This window comes from Leucobacter sp. CX169 (assembly GCF_017161405.1).
In the GTDB taxonomy this organism is placed as follows: Bacteria; Actinomycetota; Actinomycetes; order Actinomycetales; family Microbacteriaceae; genus Cx-87.
Genome location: NZ_CP071051.1, coordinates 1,894,189 through 1,911,863, shown reverse-complemented (window position 1 = coordinate 1,911,863; position 17,675 = coordinate 1,894,189). Strand labels below are relative to the sequence as shown.

At 66.2% G+C, this 17,675-nt stretch carries 15 protein-coding genes and 1 tRNA gene; 15 read left to right on the top strand and 1 reads right to left on the bottom strand.

Features of this window, described 5'->3' with window-relative positions:
• The first annotated feature begins 91 nt into the window (after positions 1-91).
• From hisS to JW030_RS08670, 9 genes are all read left to right on the top strand, one after another.
• Complete coding sequence (gene hisS, locus JW030_RS08710) at positions 92-1,384, top strand: histidine--tRNA ligase (protein ID WP_188044151.1); 1,293 nt, start codon at positions 92-94, stop codon at positions 1,382-1,384.
• Between the two features lie 133 nt (positions 1,385-1,517).
• Positions 1,518-1,937 carry a VOC family protein gene (locus tag JW030_RS08705; RefSeq protein ID WP_241095394.1) on the top strand — a complete coding sequence of 140 codons (420 nt, stop codon included), beginning with the start codon at positions 1,518-1,520 and terminating at the stop codon, positions 1,935-1,937.
• A gap of 103 nt (positions 1,938-2,040) precedes the next feature.
• Positions 2,041-3,321 (top strand): phosphopyruvate hydratase, encoded by a 1,281-nt coding sequence (eno, locus tag JW030_RS08700; protein ID WP_188044150.1) that lies wholly within the window; start codon positions 2,041-2,043, stop codon positions 3,319-3,321.
• A gap of 15 nt (positions 3,322-3,336) precedes the next feature.
• Positions 3,337-3,840: a septum formation initiator family protein gene (locus JW030_RS08695; protein ID WP_188044149.1), complete on the top strand. Its 504-nt coding sequence runs from the start codon at positions 3,337-3,339 to the stop codon at positions 3,838-3,840.
• Entirely contained in the window at positions 3,837-4,325 is a 489-nt protein-coding gene (locus tag JW030_RS08690) for a DUF501 domain-containing protein (RefSeq protein WP_188044148.1), read from the top strand. Before JW030_RS08695 ends, JW030_RS08690 begins: the two co-directional genes overlap by 4 nt.
• Positions 4,326-4,525: 200 nt before the next feature.
• A complete protein-coding gene (locus JW030_RS08685) occupies positions 4,526-5,857 on the top strand; it encodes an NAD(P)/FAD-dependent oxidoreductase (protein WP_188044147.1) in 1,332 nt (443 codons plus the stop codon).
• A 257-nt stretch (positions 5,858-6,114) separates the two neighbouring features.
• Entirely contained in the window at positions 6,115-7,521 is a 1,407-nt protein-coding gene (locus JW030_RS08680; RefSeq protein ID WP_188044146.1) for an APC family permease, read from the top strand.
• On the top strand, positions 7,518-9,239 hold the full coding sequence (locus tag JW030_RS08675; protein WP_188044145.1) for an amidohydrolase: 1,722 nt from the start codon (positions 7,518-7,520) through the stop codon (positions 9,237-9,239). The genes JW030_RS08680 and JW030_RS08675 overlap by 4 nt, the downstream gene beginning before the upstream one ends.
• Positions 9,240-9,346: 107 nt before the next feature.
• Complete coding sequence (locus JW030_RS08670; RefSeq protein WP_256434446.1) at positions 9,347-10,579, top strand: AraC family transcriptional regulator; 1,233 nt, start codon at positions 9,347-9,349, stop codon at positions 10,577-10,579.
• A gap of 51 nt (positions 10,580-10,630) precedes the next feature.
• On the opposite strand, the gene JW030_RS08665 is transcribed toward JW030_RS08670, so the two are convergent.
• Positions 10,631-12,100, bottom strand: a complete 1,470-nt coding sequence (locus JW030_RS08665; RefSeq protein WP_188044143.1) for a helix-turn-helix transcriptional regulator — start codon at positions 12,098-12,100, stop codon at positions 10,631-10,633.
• A gap of 119 nt (positions 12,101-12,219) precedes the next feature.
• Here JW030_RS08665 and JW030_RS08660 point away from each other — a divergent pair, with 119 nt between their 5' ends.
• The 6 genes from JW030_RS08660 (at position 12,220) to JW030_RS08640 (ending at position 17,672) form a co-directional block, all read left to right on the top strand.
• Positions 12,220-14,061, top strand: coding sequence for a phosphoenolpyruvate carboxykinase (GTP) (locus JW030_RS08660; protein ID WP_188044142.1), 1,842 nt, complete (start codon positions 12,220-12,222; stop codon positions 14,059-14,061).
• A 172-nt stretch (positions 14,062-14,233) separates the two neighbouring features.
• Positions 14,234-14,311, top strand: a tRNA-Leu gene (locus JW030_RS08655).
• Positions 14,312-14,351: 40 nt separating this feature from the next.
• On the top strand, positions 14,352-14,474 hold the full coding sequence (locus JW030_RS13595) for a hypothetical protein (protein ID WP_255499010.1): 123 nt from the start codon (positions 14,352-14,354) through the stop codon (positions 14,472-14,474).
• 10 nt (positions 14,475-14,484) lie between these two features.
• Positions 14,485-15,735 carry an alanine racemase gene (locus JW030_RS08650; RefSeq protein WP_188044141.1) on the top strand — a complete coding sequence of 417 codons (1,251 nt, stop codon included), beginning with the start codon at positions 14,485-14,487 and terminating at the stop codon, positions 15,733-15,735.
• The gene (locus JW030_RS08645) at positions 15,732-17,045 is read left to right on the top strand and encodes a D-arabinono-1,4-lactone oxidase (protein WP_370567008.1); all 1,314 of its coding nucleotides are present in this window, start codon (positions 15,732-15,734) and stop codon (positions 17,043-17,045) included. The genes JW030_RS08650 and JW030_RS08645 overlap by 4 nt, the downstream gene beginning before the upstream one ends.
• A gap of 57 nt (positions 17,046-17,102) precedes the next feature.
• A complete protein-coding gene (locus tag JW030_RS08640; RefSeq protein WP_188044139.1) occupies positions 17,103-17,672 on the top strand; it encodes a LemA family protein in 570 nt (189 codons plus the stop codon).
• Positions 17,673-17,675 lie beyond the last annotated feature (3 nt).

Sequence of the window (17,675 nt, the reverse complement as noted above, 5' to 3'; positions counted from 1 at the left end):
ACTCCCCGTTTGGGGGACTGCGTTGTTCGTTCGGGCAACGGGTAGTCCGTTCGGACCATTCGCAGTGTCCGCTCATGGAAGAATGTTCTCCATGGCAACCCAGGTACACCCTCCCCGTGGCATGCGCGATTTCCTCCCCGCCGACAAGGCGCGGCGCGAACACGCGCTCGGCGTGATCCGCGGCGTGTACCGCGCGAACGGCTTCGACGAGATCGAGACGCCCGTGGTCGAGGATCACGCGCGCCTGCACTCCGGCCTGGGCGGGGACAACGAGAAGCTGTCCTTCTCCATCCTGAAGCGCGGGATCACGCCCGAGGCGCTCGCCGCAGCAACCGAGGCGGGCGAGGTCGAGCAGCTCGCCGACTTGGGCCTCCGCTTCGACCTCACCGTGCCGCTCGCGCGCTACTACGCGACCAACCGCGCCCAACTGCCGCCCGTCTTCCGTTCGCTGCAGATCGCCCCGGTCTGGCGCGCCGAGCGCCCGCAGAAGGGGCGCTACCGCCAGTTCGTCCAGGCTGACATCGACATCATTGGCGAGTCCGGCCTGCTGGCTGAGGTCGAGCTCGTCACCGCGACGAGCGAGGCGTTGGCGGCCCTCGGCCTCAACGGCTGCGTCATCCGCGTGAACGACCGCCGCATCCTCTTCGGCCTCCTCGAGCACTGCGGCTTCGCCGCCGACACGCACGAGCGCGCGCTCATCACGATCGACAAGCTCGACAAGATTGGCGCCGAGGGCGTGGTTGCCGAGCTCGCCGAAATCGACGCGGCGGCGGCAGCGAGCATCGGCTCCGTCCTGAACGACATCGCGCCGCGCCTCGAGGGCGACGGAATTCCGCTCACCGAGCAGGCAATTCGCGGGGTCCTGCCCGCGGGGGCAGCTGAGGAGGGCGTCGCCAGCCTCGCCGAGCTTGGCGCCGCCCTGGAAGGGGCGCTCCCAAACGGCGTGACCGTCCGCTTCGACCCGTCGCTCGTGCGCGGCATGGGCTACTACACCGGCACGATCTACGAGATCGCGCACCCGGGCTCGGGCAGCTCGGTGGGCGGCGGCGGCCGTTACGACGGCATGATCGGCCGCTTCCTCGGCGAGGACGTGCCGGCCGCCGGCTTCTCGATCGGCTTTGAGCGCGTCGTCGACCTGATCGACGTGCCGGGCGAGATCGGCCCCGAGTCGATCGCCCTCGTCTACGACGCCGACGCGGCTCCTGCCGACCTCGCGGCGATCAAGCGGGAGCTCGTGAGTCGCGGGCACCGCGTGCGTCTCGAGAAGCGCCAGAAGAATATGAAGACGCTGCTCGCGCGCATCCGGGACGCGGGTTTCACGCGCTTTGCGTCGGTGCGTGCGGGTGTGAGCGACGCGGCCGCGCTCGAGCTTCGAGAGGTCTAGCGGCAGGATCCTGCCCGGGGGAACGCGCCCCTGGGAAACCCGGCGGGATCAGCCAAACCTCTTGACCGTGGGCCACCAAGGGAGCACGATGGTGGGCATCGGCGCGGACCGCGTCGCCCGGCAAGGAGGCCACGTGACCAGTCAAGTGTTCGTCAATCTCACCACTCGTGATCTCGCGCGTTCGCAGACCTTTTACGAGGCGCTCGGCTGCACGATCAACCCGCAGTTCTCCGACGAAAACGCGATCTGTGTGATCTGGAGCGGCGAGATCTACTTCATGATGCTGCTCCCCGAGTTCTTCGACAGCTTTGGCGGAAAGCCGATCGCTGACCCCGCACAGTTCACGCAGGTGCGCACCGCGTTCAGCCGTGATTCGAAGGTGGCGGTTGACGCAATCGTCGATGCGGCGCTCTCGCACGGGGGCGCGCTGACCGGCGAGACGCAGGATCTCGGGTTCATGTATGGCCGCGCGGTCGAGGACCCGGACGGCAACATCCTCGAGTTCTTCTTCATGGACATGGAGGCGGCCGCAGCCGGCATGGAGGCCGCGTAGGCGCGCCGCGCGAGGCGAGTGTCAGTGTGCGCCCGGTACACTACCGGGGACGGCATTTTCTGCCTGAAACCCCGCATTCATTCCCCACGCTAAGGAGCGCCCGGTGGCATTTATCGACGCAGTGATCGCACGCGAGATCCTCGATTCGCGCGGCAACCCGACCGTCGAGGTCGAGGTCGGCCTGACGGACGGAACGGTAAGCCGTGCGGCGGTGCCCTCGGGCGCATCGACTGGCGCGTTCGAGGCATTTGAGCTGCGCGACGGCAATCCCGATCGCTACGCAGGCAAGGGTGTCTTGAAGGCAGTCGACGCTGTCTTTGACGTGCTCGGCCCGGCGATTGACGACTTCGCCGCTGATGACCAGCGCCTGGTCGATCAGGCGCTCATCGAGGTCGACGGCACGGACAACAAGTCGAAGCTCGGCGCGAACGCGATCCTGGGCGTCAGCCTCGCGGTGGCGAAGGCCGCTGCCGAGTCGGCCGCACTGCCCCTGTACCGCTACCTGGGTGGCCCGAACGCCCGCACGCTGCCCGTGCCGCTCATGAACATCATCAACGGTGGCGCCCACGCCGACACCGGCGTCGACATCCAGGAGTTCATGGCGGTGCCCCTCGGCGCCGAGAGCTTCTCGGAGGGCCTGCGCTGGGGCGTCGAGGTGTACCACGAGCTCAAGGCGCTGCTCAAGGAGAAGGGCCTCACTACTGCCCTCGGTGACGAGGGTGGCTTCGCCCCCGATCTGCCCCACAACGCCGCGGCCCTGGACTTGATCGTCGAGGCGATCGAGCGTGCCGGCTACGTCCCGGGTACCGACGTCGCGCTTGCGCTCGACGTCGCGTCGACCGAGTTCTACGAGGACGGCGTCTACACGTTCGAGGGCCAGAAGCGCTCGGCCGCAGATATGATCGCCTACTACGCCGACCTCATGGCAAAGTACCCGCTCGTCTCGATCGAGGATCCCCTCGCCGAGGACGACTGGGAGGGCTGGAACCAGCTGACCGCCGAACTGGGCGACAAGGTGCAGCTCGTGGGTGACGACCTCTTCGTCACGAACCCGAAGCGCCTCGCCGACGGCATCGCGCAGGGAACCGCCAACTCGATCCTGGTGAAGGTCAACCAGATCGGCACGCTGACCGAGACGCTTGACGCCGTGCAGATGGCGCAGCGCGCCGGCTACACCGCCGTCATGTCGCACCGCTCGGGCGAGACCGAAGACGTCACGATCGCCGACCTTGCCGTCGCGACCGACTGCGGCCAGATCAAGACCGGCGCCCCTGCGCGCAGCGACCGGGTCGCGAAGTACAACCAGCTGCTCCGCATCGAGGAGGAGCTGGGGAACGCCGCAGCGTATGCCGGCCGAGGTGCGTTCCCGCGCTTCACGGCCTAAGCAGCCCACGAACCGATGACACGGGAGCCGAGAGGTCGACGCGCGCGGGAGGATGTCGCCGAATGGCTGGGCAGCCTCCGCTTCAGCGGGTTTACTCTCATGCTCGTCGGGCTCACGATCGCCGGTGCGGTGATCGTGAGCCCGAGCGTGTCGACGTTCGTGCAGCAGCGCCGTGAGATTTCCGAGTTGCGCGAAAGCGTCCGGCTGCACCGCGAATCGGTCGAGACGATCGACCAAGAGCGCGTGAAATGGAAAGACCCGGCCTATATTCGCGCCCAGGCGCGGGACCGACTGTTCTACGTGCTGCCGGGCGAGACCCAGCTCAGCGTGATCGACGATGTCGTGATCCCGGACGGCTCAGATGACGTCCCGAGCGCCGAGCTCACCGCCGTTGAGCGGAACTGGGCAAAGACTTTGGTGTCGTCGGTGCTGATTGCCGGCACCACGGGCCACACTCCGGACGATGCGTCCGGTGACATACCCCCTGCTGCGTCAGGGACGAAGGAGACATCGAAATGACCAGGCTGCCCCTGCCCTTGCCCGAGCCCACCGAGGCCGACATTGCGGCCGTGAGTGAGCAGCTTGGTCGCCAGGCTCGCGGAGTCGTTGGCATCGCCGCGCGCACGCGCACCGGCGAGCCCACCGTCGTCGCGACGGCGCCCCGTCTGGACGACGGCACCCCGTTCCCCACGTTCTATTACCTGAGCCACCCGGGTGCGGTCACCGCCGCCTCGCGCCTCGAGGCCGAGGGCGTCATGGTGGAGTTCAACCAGATGCTGCAGGACGACGAGGAACTGCGCGCGAAGTATGCTGCCGCGCACTTGGCATACATCGCTGACCGTGAGACCGTCGGCGAGGTGCCCGAGCTGCACGGAGTGAGCGCCGGGGGAATGCCGACCCGCGTGAAGTGCCTGCACGCGCTCATCGGACACGCGCTCGCGGCCGGTCCCGGTGTCAATCCCATCGGTGACCTCGCGCTCGAACGTGCGGACTGGCGACCGTAGGTCCGTCTACTCGGCCGAGATCGGCGCTCCCGTCGCAGAATGTGCGGGAATGCGGCCGTGGTTCCGCGAGGTGTGCGGCTCCGTGCCTGATCGCGGATAGGATGGCTAAGTTCGGGTGCGCCTGTGCCCGACCGCGTGCGCGGTCCATGGCCGGATCGCGCGGATCCCTGTGCTGATTCGTGTTCCAAGGAGCGACTTTCGTGTCGAAGAAAATTCTGATCGTTGGCGGCGGCTACGCCGGCTTCTACACTGCGTGGAAGCTGGAGAAGTGGCTGCGTGCCGGTGAGGCCGAGGTCACGATTGTCGACCCGCTTCCCTACATGGCGTACCTGCCCTTCCTGCCCGAGGTTGCATCCGGCTCGATCGAGCCCCGCCACGCGGTGGTCGCTCGTCGCCGTCACCTCAAGAGCACCGCGAACATCGCGGGCAAGGTCACCGCGATCTCGCACGCAAACAAGTCCGTTACGATCACCCCGAACGTCGGCGAGGCATTCGACTTCGCGTATGACCACATCGTGATCGCCACCGGTTCGGTGTCGCGCACGTTCCCGATCGCCGGCATCGCAGACAACGCGATTGGCATGAAGACCATCGAGGAGGCCGTCGCAGTGCGCGATCGCCTGGTCGGCAACTTCGAGCGCGCGGCGAGCCTGCCCAAGGGGTCGGCGGAGCGCGAGCGCCTGCTCACGGTCACCGTCGTGGGTGGCGGCTTCGCCGGTATCGAGACGATCTCCGAGCTGCGCTCGTTCGCGTCGGCGCTGCTGCGCCGGTACCCGGAGCTCAGCTTTGACGAGACGAAGTTCCACCTCATCGAGGCCATGGGTCGCATCATGCCCGAGGTTTCGCTTGAGACCTCGCTTTGGGTGATCAAGGATCAGACCCGTCGCGGCGTCGAGATTCACCTCGACACGCAGCTTTCCTCCGCTGTGGACGGCAAGATTGAGCTCTCGACCGGTGAGTCGTTCGAGTCGGACCTCATTGTCTGGACCGCCGGCGTCATGCCCCGTCCGTTCCTGCGCGGCACGGACCTCCCGATTGGCCCCCGCGGCCACGTCATCGGCAGCCCGGAGCTCCGCATCACCACCGAGGCCGGCGAGGCACTCGAGGGTGCCTGGACAGTCGGCGACACGTCGCAGACCCCCGACATCTCTTCGACCCCCGGCCCCGGCGGCTTCTGCGTTCCGAACGCACAGCACGCGGTTCGCCAGGGCAAGCTGCTCGCGAAGAACATCGTCGCTGACCTGCGCGGCGAGGGCGTGGTGGAGTACAACCACAAGAACTTGGGCGCGGTCGCCGGCCTCGGCGTGAACACCGGCGTGTTCCAGTCGGGCAAGTTCGCGCTCACGGGCTACTTTGCTTGGCTCGCGCACCGCTTCTACCACGGCCTCGCGATCCCGTCGTGGGAGCGCAAGTGGCGCGTGTTCGGTGGCTGGGTCGGCCACTTCTTCCTCGGCCGCGACATCGTGAACATCGAGGCAGTGCAGCAGCCCCGCGCACTGTTCGAGGAGTTCGCCTCGCGCCCCAAGGCGTAGTCGACACCGCACGACCACAGCGCCGCGTGACCCGAAAGGGCACGCGGCGCTGTGGTGTTTTTCGGCCCAGCCTGGCCCTATTGTCGCCCACACGCGATCGAATCGGCAGATTGATCGCATGAGCATGTTGCGCCGCCCTGATCGTCATGTCCGAGGCGCCCCTCACGTCAGTACGTTGTTCACTGGCGCGGATTCACGTCGCGATTTCGAACGGTTTCGGAGCGCGCGCGGCGCCGAGACTCAAGGAGGAGGCACACATGAGTGCAGGAAAGAGCGGGCTGAAGCGAGTACTGTCGCTGAAGCACCTGGTGGCGTTCGGGTTTGCCTATCTGGCGCCCACGGTGGTGTTCAATTACTACGGCGTCGCGACCAGCCTGACCGGCGGCATGATGGCGCTCGCCTATCTCATCACCATGGGAGTGATGTTCTTCACCGCGTACGCGTACGCGCAAATGGTGCGGGCGTTTCCCGTGTCGGGTTCTGCCTACAGCTACGTGCGGCGAGCGGTGAACCCGTGGATCGGGTTCGGCACCGGATGGGTGTTGCTGCTCGACTATCTCTTGCTGCCAATGATCTGTTTCCTGCTCTTCGGTATCTACATGAACGAGTACGTGCCAGCGGTCCCCACGGTGATTTGGGTGGTGCTGGCCGCCGCGTTCGGGGTGACGATCAACATTCTGGGCGCGCGCATTTCCGGCCGGATCAACATCGTCCTCGTATCCCTGCAGGCGGTCTTTTGCATCGTGTTGATCGGACTCATTGTGGGCTTCGTGGCGAGCGGCGGGGGCAGTACATCACTGATCGTTCCTGAGGCGATCGTCGATATCGTGCGCCTCGACGGAGGAAGTCTGCTCTGGGCCAGCTCAATTCTCGCCGTGTCGTTCCTCGGCTTCGACGCGGTCACTACGCTCGCCGAAGAGACCGAGGAACCGGCAAAGACGGTGCCCCGGGCGATCATGATCGTCTGCTTTGGTGCCGGCATCGCGTTCGCGATAATCGCGTACTTCCTGCAGATCGCCTGGCCCACGGCGTACCGCGACCTGGCAGATCCAGACACGGGCATTTTTGAGCTGCTGCCCATGATTGGTGGGGAGTCGCTCTCGCTCACCTTCTTCGTCACCGATCAGCTGGCGAGTATTCTCGCGGGCACCGCGGCGATCGCAGCGGTCTCGCGCGTGCTGTACAGCATGGGGCGCGACGCGATCCTGCCGCAGCGGTTCTTCGGGCAGGTGTCTCAACGTTTCGGCACCCCGGTCAACAACATCCTGCTTACCGGGGCGCTCTCGCTCACTGCGGTCTTCTACGCCGACAACCTGCTGGGGGCGGCCTCGCTGACGAGCTTCGGCGCCATCACCGGCTTCATCTTGGTGAACTACGCGGTGATCAGCCACTACGTGATCCGAGAGGGACGACGCAGCCGGGCGGACCTGTGCAAGTTTCTCCTGCTGCCCGCGATCGGGATCCTCGTCAACCTGGTGCTGTGGTGGAACATCGACCTGCAAGCCAAAGTCCTCGGCGGCATCTGGCTCTTCGTCGGAGTGATCTATCTTGGAGTGATCAGCCGAGGGTTCCGCACGCTTCCGGGCGAGATGCGATTCGATGATGGGGATACTGAGGCGCCTGCCAACGCCGCTGCCGCACGAGTCTCGGAGCACAGCGCGTGAACCTCCTCCTCACCGGTGGCGTGATTCACACGCAGGACGCGACGAACCGCGTCGTAGACACCCTCGCGGTCGTCGACGGCAGGATCGTGTTCGCGGGGGAGCGCGACGGATTCGTCGCGATGCGCGATGCCGCCTGCGCCGCGCCGGTGCTTCGCGAGATCAACCTCGGAGGACGCGTCGTGGTTCCCGGCTTTATCGACAGCCACACTCACCCCGAGATGGTGTCGAAGAGCGCCTGGCATACCCGCTTGCCGTGGACGGACGACGTCACGGAGATCCTTGACTTCGTGCGTGACTATGCGGCCGCACATCCGAGGGAAGAAATGCCGTTTCTGTACTTTGAGTACTACCCCAGCACCCTGTTTGGCGACGGGCAGCCGACCAAGGAACTCCTGGACGCCGTGGTCTCGGACCGCCCGGTCTTGCTGCAAGACTTCAGTGAGCACGCGAGCTGGGTGAACAGCAAGGCGCTCGAATACATGGGGGTGAACCGGGACACCCCTGATCCGGTGCCGGGGCTCGAAATGTTCGTGCGCGACGAGCAGGGTGAGCCCACCGGACATCTTCTGGAGCTGGTGCAGCTGCGCTTCATGGACACGATGTATCGCAACTTGGGGTGGACTCCTCCCGAGCAGATGACGCCTGAGACGCTGGAGACATTTTTGAGTTTTCTGGCGCAGAGTGGCGTCACGGCCCTCTTTGACGCCATGCTGGCTGATGAAGACGTCGTGAAGTCGCTTGCCGAGCTCGACCGCAGGGGCGAACTCAACCTGCACTACGAGGGCGCCCTTCGCTTTCGCTCGCGTGCTGATCTCCCCGCGGCGATCGCGCGTGCGCAGCGGCTGAACGCCGAGTACGGGGGCGATCGGATCCGTGTGAACGCGCTCAAACTGTTTCTCGACGGCACCAACGAGACGGGGAACAGCGCGGTGCTCGAGCCGATGTGCGGGGGACACTCGCCCGCGGACGGGGCGGTCGACCTCGGTGAGATCCAGATGGACGTCGCCGAGTTACATGCCTGTCTCGAGCTGTGCAACCGCGAGCGCATCGACGTCCACATCCACCTCGTCGGCGACCGCGCCTTCCGGACCGCGTGCGACGCCGTCGCACTCGCCCGAGCGAGTGCCGCGGAGGCCGGCGAGTCCTGGGACACACAGGTCACCTTTGCGCACTGCGAACTCGTCGATCCCGAGGACATGCATCGTCCCGCCGAACTCGGGATCTTCATCAACTGGACCCCGCACTGGTCGGGTGGCTACTTCGGCGAGGGCGCGATCGCGCACCTCGGCGAGGACCGATGGAGCCGGATGTACCAGTTCAACCAGATGGTCGACAGCGGTGCGATGCTGACGCTGGCGAGTGATGTCACCACCCGATACGAGATGGAGCGCGCCGCCCCACTCTTCGGCATGCAAGTCGCTTCGACGCGAGTCGACCCCGACTACCCGCTCGACGGGAACCGTTACCCCGGAAGCGTGCGCCCCGCGCCGGAGGCCAGCCTCTCGCGCGAGCTGCTCCTGGCGGGGTACACGACGCACGGCGCGAAGCAGCTGCGGATTGACCATCAGGCGGGATCGCTCGAGGTGGGCAAATTGGCACATCTGGCAGTTCTCAGCGACGATCTGTTTGCGGTCGAACCGGGCGCTCTCGGCGACATCCACTGTGAGGCCGTGGTGTTTGAGGGGCGCCTGATCTCGGGCACACTCCCGGGCTGGTGACAGGCGCGGGTTAAACTGCTGTCTGTGCGAATGCGGCGGGGAGACAGTGGGATTTCCGTCGAAGCCTACGCGGTGAGAACGACTTCGGTGCACCGGCTCCCGAGGCAATCGAGCTCGTCTACGTGCTGCGCGGCGAGCTCAGCGTGCGGGTGAGCAGTGAACGGTTTGTGCTGGAGGAGGGCGACTACGCCCTGCTCAACGCGGGCGACATGCACGTCTTCGAGGGTGGCGAGGACACGCTGATCGCCGTCCTGCAACTCGAGCTTGCTGCCTTTCTGCCGGGATTCCCGCAACTACACGGCGCGATCTTCGCCTGCGAGTCGTTCGACCTGCCGCGGTACCTGGGCACCGAGACGTCCCAGCGCGAGCAACTCCTGGCGATCTTCTGCGCCGAGCCCGCGGCGCGCATCCCACTCGTTGAGCGCTTGCTCGGGGAGATGCTCGATTCGTACGGCGTCGAGCACTACTACGATCGGCGCCGCACGCTCAATCAGAGCCGCCGATCGCTCATACGCGCGGTCACTGCGTTGCTGCGCGAGCACGCGGCTGAGCGCAACGTGCTCGACCTCGTGAGCGAGCAGCTGCACTACAGCAAGAGTGCGTTGTCCCGCATCGCCCGCGAATCGACAGGGATGAGCTTTAGCGATCTCCTCACGAACGTCCGGCTGTGGAGGGCGGAGGTGTTGTTGCTCGAGACCGAAGACACGATGGTGAGTATCGCTGCCGCGTGCGGCTTCTCCGACGTGAAGTACTTCACTCGGGCATTCAGGTCTTGGTTTGCCTGCACGCCCTCGCAGTATCGCAGGGAGAACCTGGATCGCCTCCGCGGCCAGGAGAGCGTTGAGCCGCTCGCGGCGTTTCCCGTCGAGGTGTGTGCCGGACACCTGCGCGGGGAGCTGCCGAGCGGCCGACCGGTCAGGCGCAGCGTCACTCCCATCGACGTCGTCACCATTGCCGCAGAGCGCGATACCTTCGTGGAGGCCGCGAGTTCCACGACGCTCGCGAGCCTCATGCCGACGGGTGCGTCGCCCGAGGCGCCGTCCGCGCGCATGCTCCCGCACCTGCTGCCCATTCGCGCCGACGCGGAGGGATTCCGGCACGCCGACTGGCAGCACATGCTGCGGCTCGCCGACCGAGATCTCTACCGCCCCGTGCTGATCGTCTCTGCCACGCGCGCGGTGGAGGCCAGGGCGGTGGCGGAGCAACTTCGAGCGCTCGCGATCGCCGATGTTGACCTCTGGGTGTCGTATCGCTTTGGAGACGAACACCTCGCCGAACACCTCTCACGGGAGCTCGCCGATCACCACGGCGTGACCGCGGTGCCGATGTTGACGGGCTGACCCGCCGGTCCCCGCTGTGCCTCGGTGCGGACGATCCGCAGGACGCGCCTTCTACTCGGGCGCGTGACGGGTGAGGAACTCGTACATCACGGTGTCATCGACACCGGGGAACGAGCCGGTCGGCAGGGGAGCGAGCACGTGGGCGTGCATGCGCGCGCTCGGCCAGGCATGATCCTGCCAGCGGTTCAGAAGCTCCGCCTGCGGGGTGCGGCAACATGATTCGTCCGGGCAGGTCGAGACGGTGCGAATACCGGTATCGCGGCCGCGGAACCACTTCGCGTCGTCGAATGGCACGCCAAAGCTGATGGAGTATGTGCCGTTGGGCCCCGCGTCACCCGTCTGCACGCTCTCCCAGAAAGTGCCATCGGGGGTGTCGGTGTACTGGTAGAACTCGCTTGTGCGGTTCGTGCGTTCAAACGCGGTGCGTGCGGGCCACTTACGGCACAGGATCTGCCCCTCGATCGATCCGGTCGGGTCTTCGGGCAGTGGCATGCCGTCGTTCTCGTACCCGCGAGTGAGGGCCCCGTCGGCGTCGGCGCGCATGAAGTGCACACGCAGGTCGAGGTGCCGGGTAGCGAGGTTCGTGAACCGGTGCGCAGCGGCCTCGTGCGTCACGCCGAAGGCGTCGCGGAAGTCCTCGATCGCGAGATTGCGGTTCTCCTTCGCCTGCAGCAAGAACTCGGCTGCGGGGAGCTCGGGCATGAGGCAAGCCGACGCGAAGTAGTTGATCTGCAGGCGCTGAGCGAGGAACTCGGCGTAGCTGACTGGCCGGTCGTGCTGCAGCACCCGGTGGCCCATCGCCTGGAGCGCGAGCGAGCGCAGGCCGTGCCCACCAGGGATCGAAGCCGGGGGCAAATAGATGCGCCCGTTCTCAAGGTCGGTGATGCTGCGCGTGTTCGAGGGGAGGTCGTCCACGAAGATCAGGGTGAAGCCGAGGAGTTCCGCGAGCACCGCGACCATTCGGTGCGTGACGGCGCCGCCGGTGTGGCCGACACGTGCCATGAGTTCCTCAGCAGCACGTTCGATATCTGGCAAATAGTTGTTCTTTTCGCGCATCTGGTGCCGGATCGCGGTGTTTGCCCGGCGGGCCTCTTCGGGCGTCGCCGCCGCCGCGCGCGAGCGGCGGCCAAGTTCTCGGTGCAGCCCGACGATGGCCTCAAGCGAATCGTCGCCGAGTGACTTGGGGGAGCGAATCAGGGGGAGACCGAGCTGGAGGTAATTTTGGCTGGCCTGGGCGCGCTCGAGTTCGATCTCGAGCGCGCTGCGATGATCGGGAGCCTCGCTGCTGAGGAGCGCGCTGAGGTCAACGTCGAGTTCGCGCGAGATGCCCTGGAGGAGGGACAGCTTGGGCTCGCGGCGGCCGTTCTCGACGAGGGAGAGCTGACTCGCCACGACGCCCACGCGATTGCCGAGCTGCTCGAGCGTCAGGCCTGCTTGAGTGCGAAAGTGTCGAATCCTTTTGCCGAGGATCAGCCGATCGGTGGCTGCTCGAGACTGAGCTTCATGAACCTCTGGTGCCATGTCTTGACTATACGTGAATTTTCGCCAAAGTTTACAACTCGTTTGGTGCTATTTCTCGGGTACGGGCGGTCACAATAGACATAACGCGGTTTCTTGACCCCAGTAGGAGTTTCCTGAACATGACTATCGCACCTGAGACGCAGCTCCCCATTGAGCAGCGCGTCACGGCCGAAGCTACGACAGAGAATACCGAGATCTTGGCCTGGGTAACCAGTGTTGCCGAGCTCACGCAACCTGACTCTGTGTATTGGTGCAACGGCTCGCAGGACGAGTGGAACCTGATCAGCGAGGGCATGGTCGCGGCCGGCTCCTTGATCCCGCTCAACCGGGACCTTCGCCCGGGCAGTTTCCTGGCTCGTTCGCACCCTGCCGATGTGGCACGTGTCGAAGACCGCACCTTCATCTGCACCGAGAACGAATCGGATGCGGGCCCCACGAACAACTGGCGCGCCCCTGCGGACATGCAGGCCGAGCTCGAGCCCCACTTCCGCGGTTCGATGCGTGGCCGCACGATGTACGTTGTGCCGTTCTCGATGGGCCCCGTCGGCGGTCCCATCTCGCAGCTCGGCGTGCAGCTCACCGATTCGCCCTACGCAGTGCTGAACATGCGCATCATGACCCGGATGGGCCAGGAGGCGCTTGACGGCATCGTCGCGGGCAAGGAATGGGTGCGCACGGTCCACTCGGTCGGCGCTCCCCTCGAGCCTGGCCAGGACGATGTGGCGTGGCCCTGCAGCGACACGAAGTACATCACTCACTTCCCCGAGACGCTCGAGGTGTGGTCGTTCGGATCGGGATACGGCGGAAACGCGCTGCTCTCGAAGAAGTGCTTCGCCCTGCGCATCGCCAGCGTGATGGGACGCAACGAGGGCTGGCTCGCCGAGCACATGCTGTTGCTCAAGCTCAGCAACGAGGAGACGGGCAAGGCCTACCACCTCTCGGCCGCGTTCCCCTCGGCGTGTGGCAAGACGAATCTCGCAATGCTCCAGCCAACGATTCCCGGCTGGAAGGTCGAGACGATTGGTGACGACATTGCGTGGCTGCGCCCCGGCAGCGACGGACGGCTCTACGCGATCAACCCCGAGGCCGGATTCTTCGGAGTCGCGCCGGGTACCGGCGAGACCACCAACCCCGTCGCGATGGAGACCCTGTGGGGCCACACCATCTTTACGAACGTCGCACTGACCGACGACGGTGACGTGTGGTGGGAGGGCATGACCGAGGAGACGCCGGCGCACCTCGTCGACTGGCTCGGTGAGGACTGGACTCCCGAGTCCGGTCGCCCCGCCGCGCACCCCAACTCGCGCTTTACGGTGCCGATCCAGCAGACGCCGACCCTGGCCGATGACTGGTACCAGCACGACGGGGTCGCGCTCGACGCGATCCTGTTCGGCGGGCGCCGCGCGACCAACGTCCCGCTCGTTGCGCAGTCCCTCTCCTGGGAGCACGGCGTGTTCATGGGAGCGACCATTTCCTCGGAGAAGACCGCGGCCCAGGAGGGCACCGTCGGCGAGCTGCGCCGCGATCCGTTCGCGATGCTGCCGTTCTGCGGCTACAACATGGCGGACTACTGGGGCCACTGGCTCGAGATTGGCGATCAGCTCGGCGACAAGGCCCCGCAGATCTTCCAGGTCAACTGGTTCCGCAAGGGCGACGATGGGCGCTTCCTGTGGCCTGGTTTCGGTGACAACTCGCGTGTGCTCGACTGGGTGATTCGTCGCGTCGAGGGCGAGCACGCAGCGCGCGCGACCGCAATCGGTCACGTGCCCGCGCCGGGAGAGCTGAACCTCGATGGTCTCGAGCTTCCCGAAGCCGACCTCGACGAGCTGTTCTCGATCGACGCCGCGTCCTGGCTCGCCGAGTGCGACCTGACCGAGGAGTTCTTCGCCAAGTTCGGCGATCGCGTGCCTCCCCGCCTGAGCGCGGAGCTCGCCTCGCTGCGCAGCCGCCTCGGCGCATAACCCTTGCCGGGGTATCCCCGGCTCATTGACTGTGGACCTTGAGTTCTGCCCAGCTTGAGGTCCACACCCTGATACACGAAGAAGCCGGCCAGATCACCTCTGGTCGGCTTCTTCGCGTGGGGCGGGCGCCCCGGGCCGAAGTCGCGCGCAATCTCTGGCAGTATTGATCCGCGCCCCCATAGCCCAATTGGCAGAGGCAGGCGACTTAAAATCGCTTCAGGTGTGGGTTCGAGTCCCACTGGGGGTACCAAGCCGCGCCGCCGCGCGCCTGATCCCGGGGAGGATGCCCAGTGCTGATTGCCAAGCTGCTGCTCATCGTCGTTGTGGTGCTCGTCATCGTGTTCGCGATCTGGGGAAATATCCGTCGTTGGTGGGGCGCCAAAGTTCGCCGGAATGGCCGTCGCCCCCGCTAGGATCACGACCATGTCACTCACGCTTGATGATCCGGAGCTGGTGCTGCGCGCCGACGCGCAGCCGTGGTTGGAACCTGCCGCCTATTGGGAATCGCTGACCGAGGCCACCCGTGATCGTTCAGCCCCGGTGGTAGCGCTGTCGCTCGAAGCGCTGTCGTGGAACGCCCGCGACCTGACGCGGCGGGCCGGGGGCCTCCCGATCCGGGTGGCATCGAAGTCGGTGCGCGTCCGTGCCGTGCTCGACGCCGTCCTCGCGCTGCCCGGCTACCAGGGCGTATTGGCCTACACGGTTGCCGAGGCGCTGTGGCTCTCGGAGACCATCGACGACGTCGTGGTCGCGTACCCCTCCGCAGACCTGGCTGCGCTAGCCGCACTCGGCCGAGACGAGCGCGCAGCGGCGCGCGTCACCATCATGGTCGACTCGGTCGACCAACTCGATCTTGTGGACAAAGCGATTGCTCCCGGCGATCGGTCAGCCATCCGTGTGTGCCTCGACCTGGACTCGTCGTGGCGGGCGCCGGCGCTCGGCCACATCGGGGTGCTCCGCTCGCCCCTGCACGAGCCGGGCGACCTGCGCCGACTGGCCGAGCGTGTCGTTTCGAGGCCCGGGTTCACGTTGGTCGGCATCATGGCCTATGAGGCTCAGATCGCCGGTGTCGGGGACAATCCTGAGGGCAAGCCCATCGACGCCGCCCTCATGGGGTGGATCCAGCGCCGAAGCGCGGCCGAGCTCGCCGACCGCCGCCGCGAGGCCGTTGCGGCGGTTCGTCAGGTTGCCGAACTCGAGTTCGTCAACGGCGGCGGTACCGGTTCGATCGAGCGCACGGTGAGCGAGGCGGCGGTCACCGAGGTTGCCGCGGGCAGCGGCCTGTTCGGCCCGCACCTCTTTGATCACTACCGCAGCTTCCACCCGGCGCCCGCCGCCGCATTCGCCCTGGACGTCGTGCGGCGACCGGCGGCGCGGGTCGCGACGCTGCTCGGCGGCGGCTGGACCGCCTCCGGGGTGCCTGGCGCCGATCGGTCGCCGCTTCCCGTCTGGCCAGCGGGGCTCACCTTTGCCCCGCGCGAGGGCGCCGGTGAGGTCCAGACCCCGGTGCTGGGCGCCGCAGCCGACGCGCTGCGACCCGGCGACCGCGTCTGGATGCGGCACACGAAGGCCGGCGAGATCGCCGAGCACACGAACGAGGTGGTACCGGTGAGTGACGGACGCTCCCAGGATCCGGTGCCGAGCTACCGAGGAGAAGGGAAATGCTTCCTGTGACCGGAGGGAAAGCCCGCTGGCGGAACTGGGCCAGGAGCGAGTCGTCCCGTCCCGAACTCGTGATCGCGCCGCGCTCGATCGAGCAGGTGGTGCTCGCGGTCGAGCGTGCCCGCGAGACCGGCCATCCGGTGAAACCCATCGGGGGCTCGCACAGCTTCACCGGAATCGGGGCGACGGACGGGATCCGGCTCGATTTCAGTCGCATGCGCGGGCTCGTCTCGGCTGATCGTGCGCGCGGCCGCGTGACCCTCTGGGGCGGCACACACCTCTACGAGCTGCCTGCACTACTGGGTCCGCTCGGGCTTGCCCTGGAAAACATGGGAGACATCGACCGGCAGACGATCACCGGAGCAACGCAGACGGGCACGCACGGGACAGGTCTCGCTTTCGGTGGACTCTCCACGGGCATCGTCGGCGCGACACTCGTGACGGGCACAGGTGAGGTGATCACGATCGACGAGGACCACTCGCCCGAGCTGCTGCCGGCGGTTGCCCTCGGGCTGGGCGCACTCGGGGTGCTGGCGACCGTCACGCTGCAGTGCGTGTCCCAGTTTCTACTCCGCGCCGAGGAAGCGCCGGCGCCGCTCGACGAGGTGCTGAGTACCTGGGGTGAGCGAGTGCGGGCCGCGGACCACTTCGAGTTCTACTGGTTCCCGCACACGCGCGGGACCCGAACGAAGACCAACACGCGCTTGCCGATCTCGGCGGAGGCCGAACCCCTCGGACGGGTCGCAAAGTTCCTCGACGAGGAGCTCGTGAACAATCAGGCTTTGGGCGCACTCGTCGCCGCAGAGCGGCTCGTGCCGGCAATGACCCCGCGCGTCAATCAGATGATCGAGGGCCTCTCCAGCCGCCGCACCTACAGCGATCTCTCGAACCGGGTGTTTGTCACCCGGCGAGCCGTCCGCTTTCGCGAGATGGAATACGCCCTGCCGCTCGACGCCGTTCCGCAGGTGATGCGTGAGATCGGCGCGATGATCGAGCGCCAGCAATTCCGGATCTCGTTCCCCGTGGAGGTGCGCGCGGCGGCCGCGGACGACCGCTACTTGTCGACAGCTCACGGCCGCGAGAGCGGGTACATTGCGGTGCACCGCTACTGGCGGGAAGACCCCACTCGCTACTTCCGCGAGGTCGAGGCGATCTTCCAGGATCACGATGGCCGCCCGCACTGGGGCAAGATGCACACGCTGGGCGAGCAGACCCTGCGCGAGCGCTACCCGCGGTTCGACGACTTCGTCGCGGTGCGAGATCGACTCGATCCGGATCGCGTCTTCCGCAACGCTTACCTGGAACGGGTGCTCGGCGCGTAGGGCGAAATCACGGCGGAGCGACAGCACTTTACGGGGTGCAACCGATAGAGTAACCGCATGGCTGGCATCTCAATTCCTCTGATCATCGTCATTGCGCTCGTTGTCATCATTGGCATCTACTTCTGGGCGACCTACAACTCCCTCGTCACGCTGCGCGTGCGGGTCGACGAGGCGTGGAGTGACATTACGGTCCAGCTCAAGCGTCGTGCCGATCTGATCCCGACGCTCGTCGAGACGGTGAAGGGCTATGCCACGCACGAGCGTGAGGTGTTCGACTCCGTCACCCGAGCTCGCGCCGAGACGATCTCCGCGCAGGGGCCGGCCGAGGCGTCAGTCGCCGAGGGCCACATGCAGCAGGCACTGAAGAGTATCTTCGCGGTCGCCGAGGCCTATCCGCAGCTGCAGGCCAGCCAGAACTTCTTGCAGCTGCAGGGCGAGCTCGTCGATACGGAGAACAAGGTGCAGGCAGCTCGTCGCTTCTACAACGGCGGCGTTCGCGAGCTGAACACCAAGATTCAGGTGTTCCCGAACAACATGGTCGCGAAGATGTTCGGTTTCGCGCAGCGGGAGTTCTTCGAGGTCGAAGACATCGCTTCGATCTCGGAACCGCCGCGCATCCAGTTCTAGGTC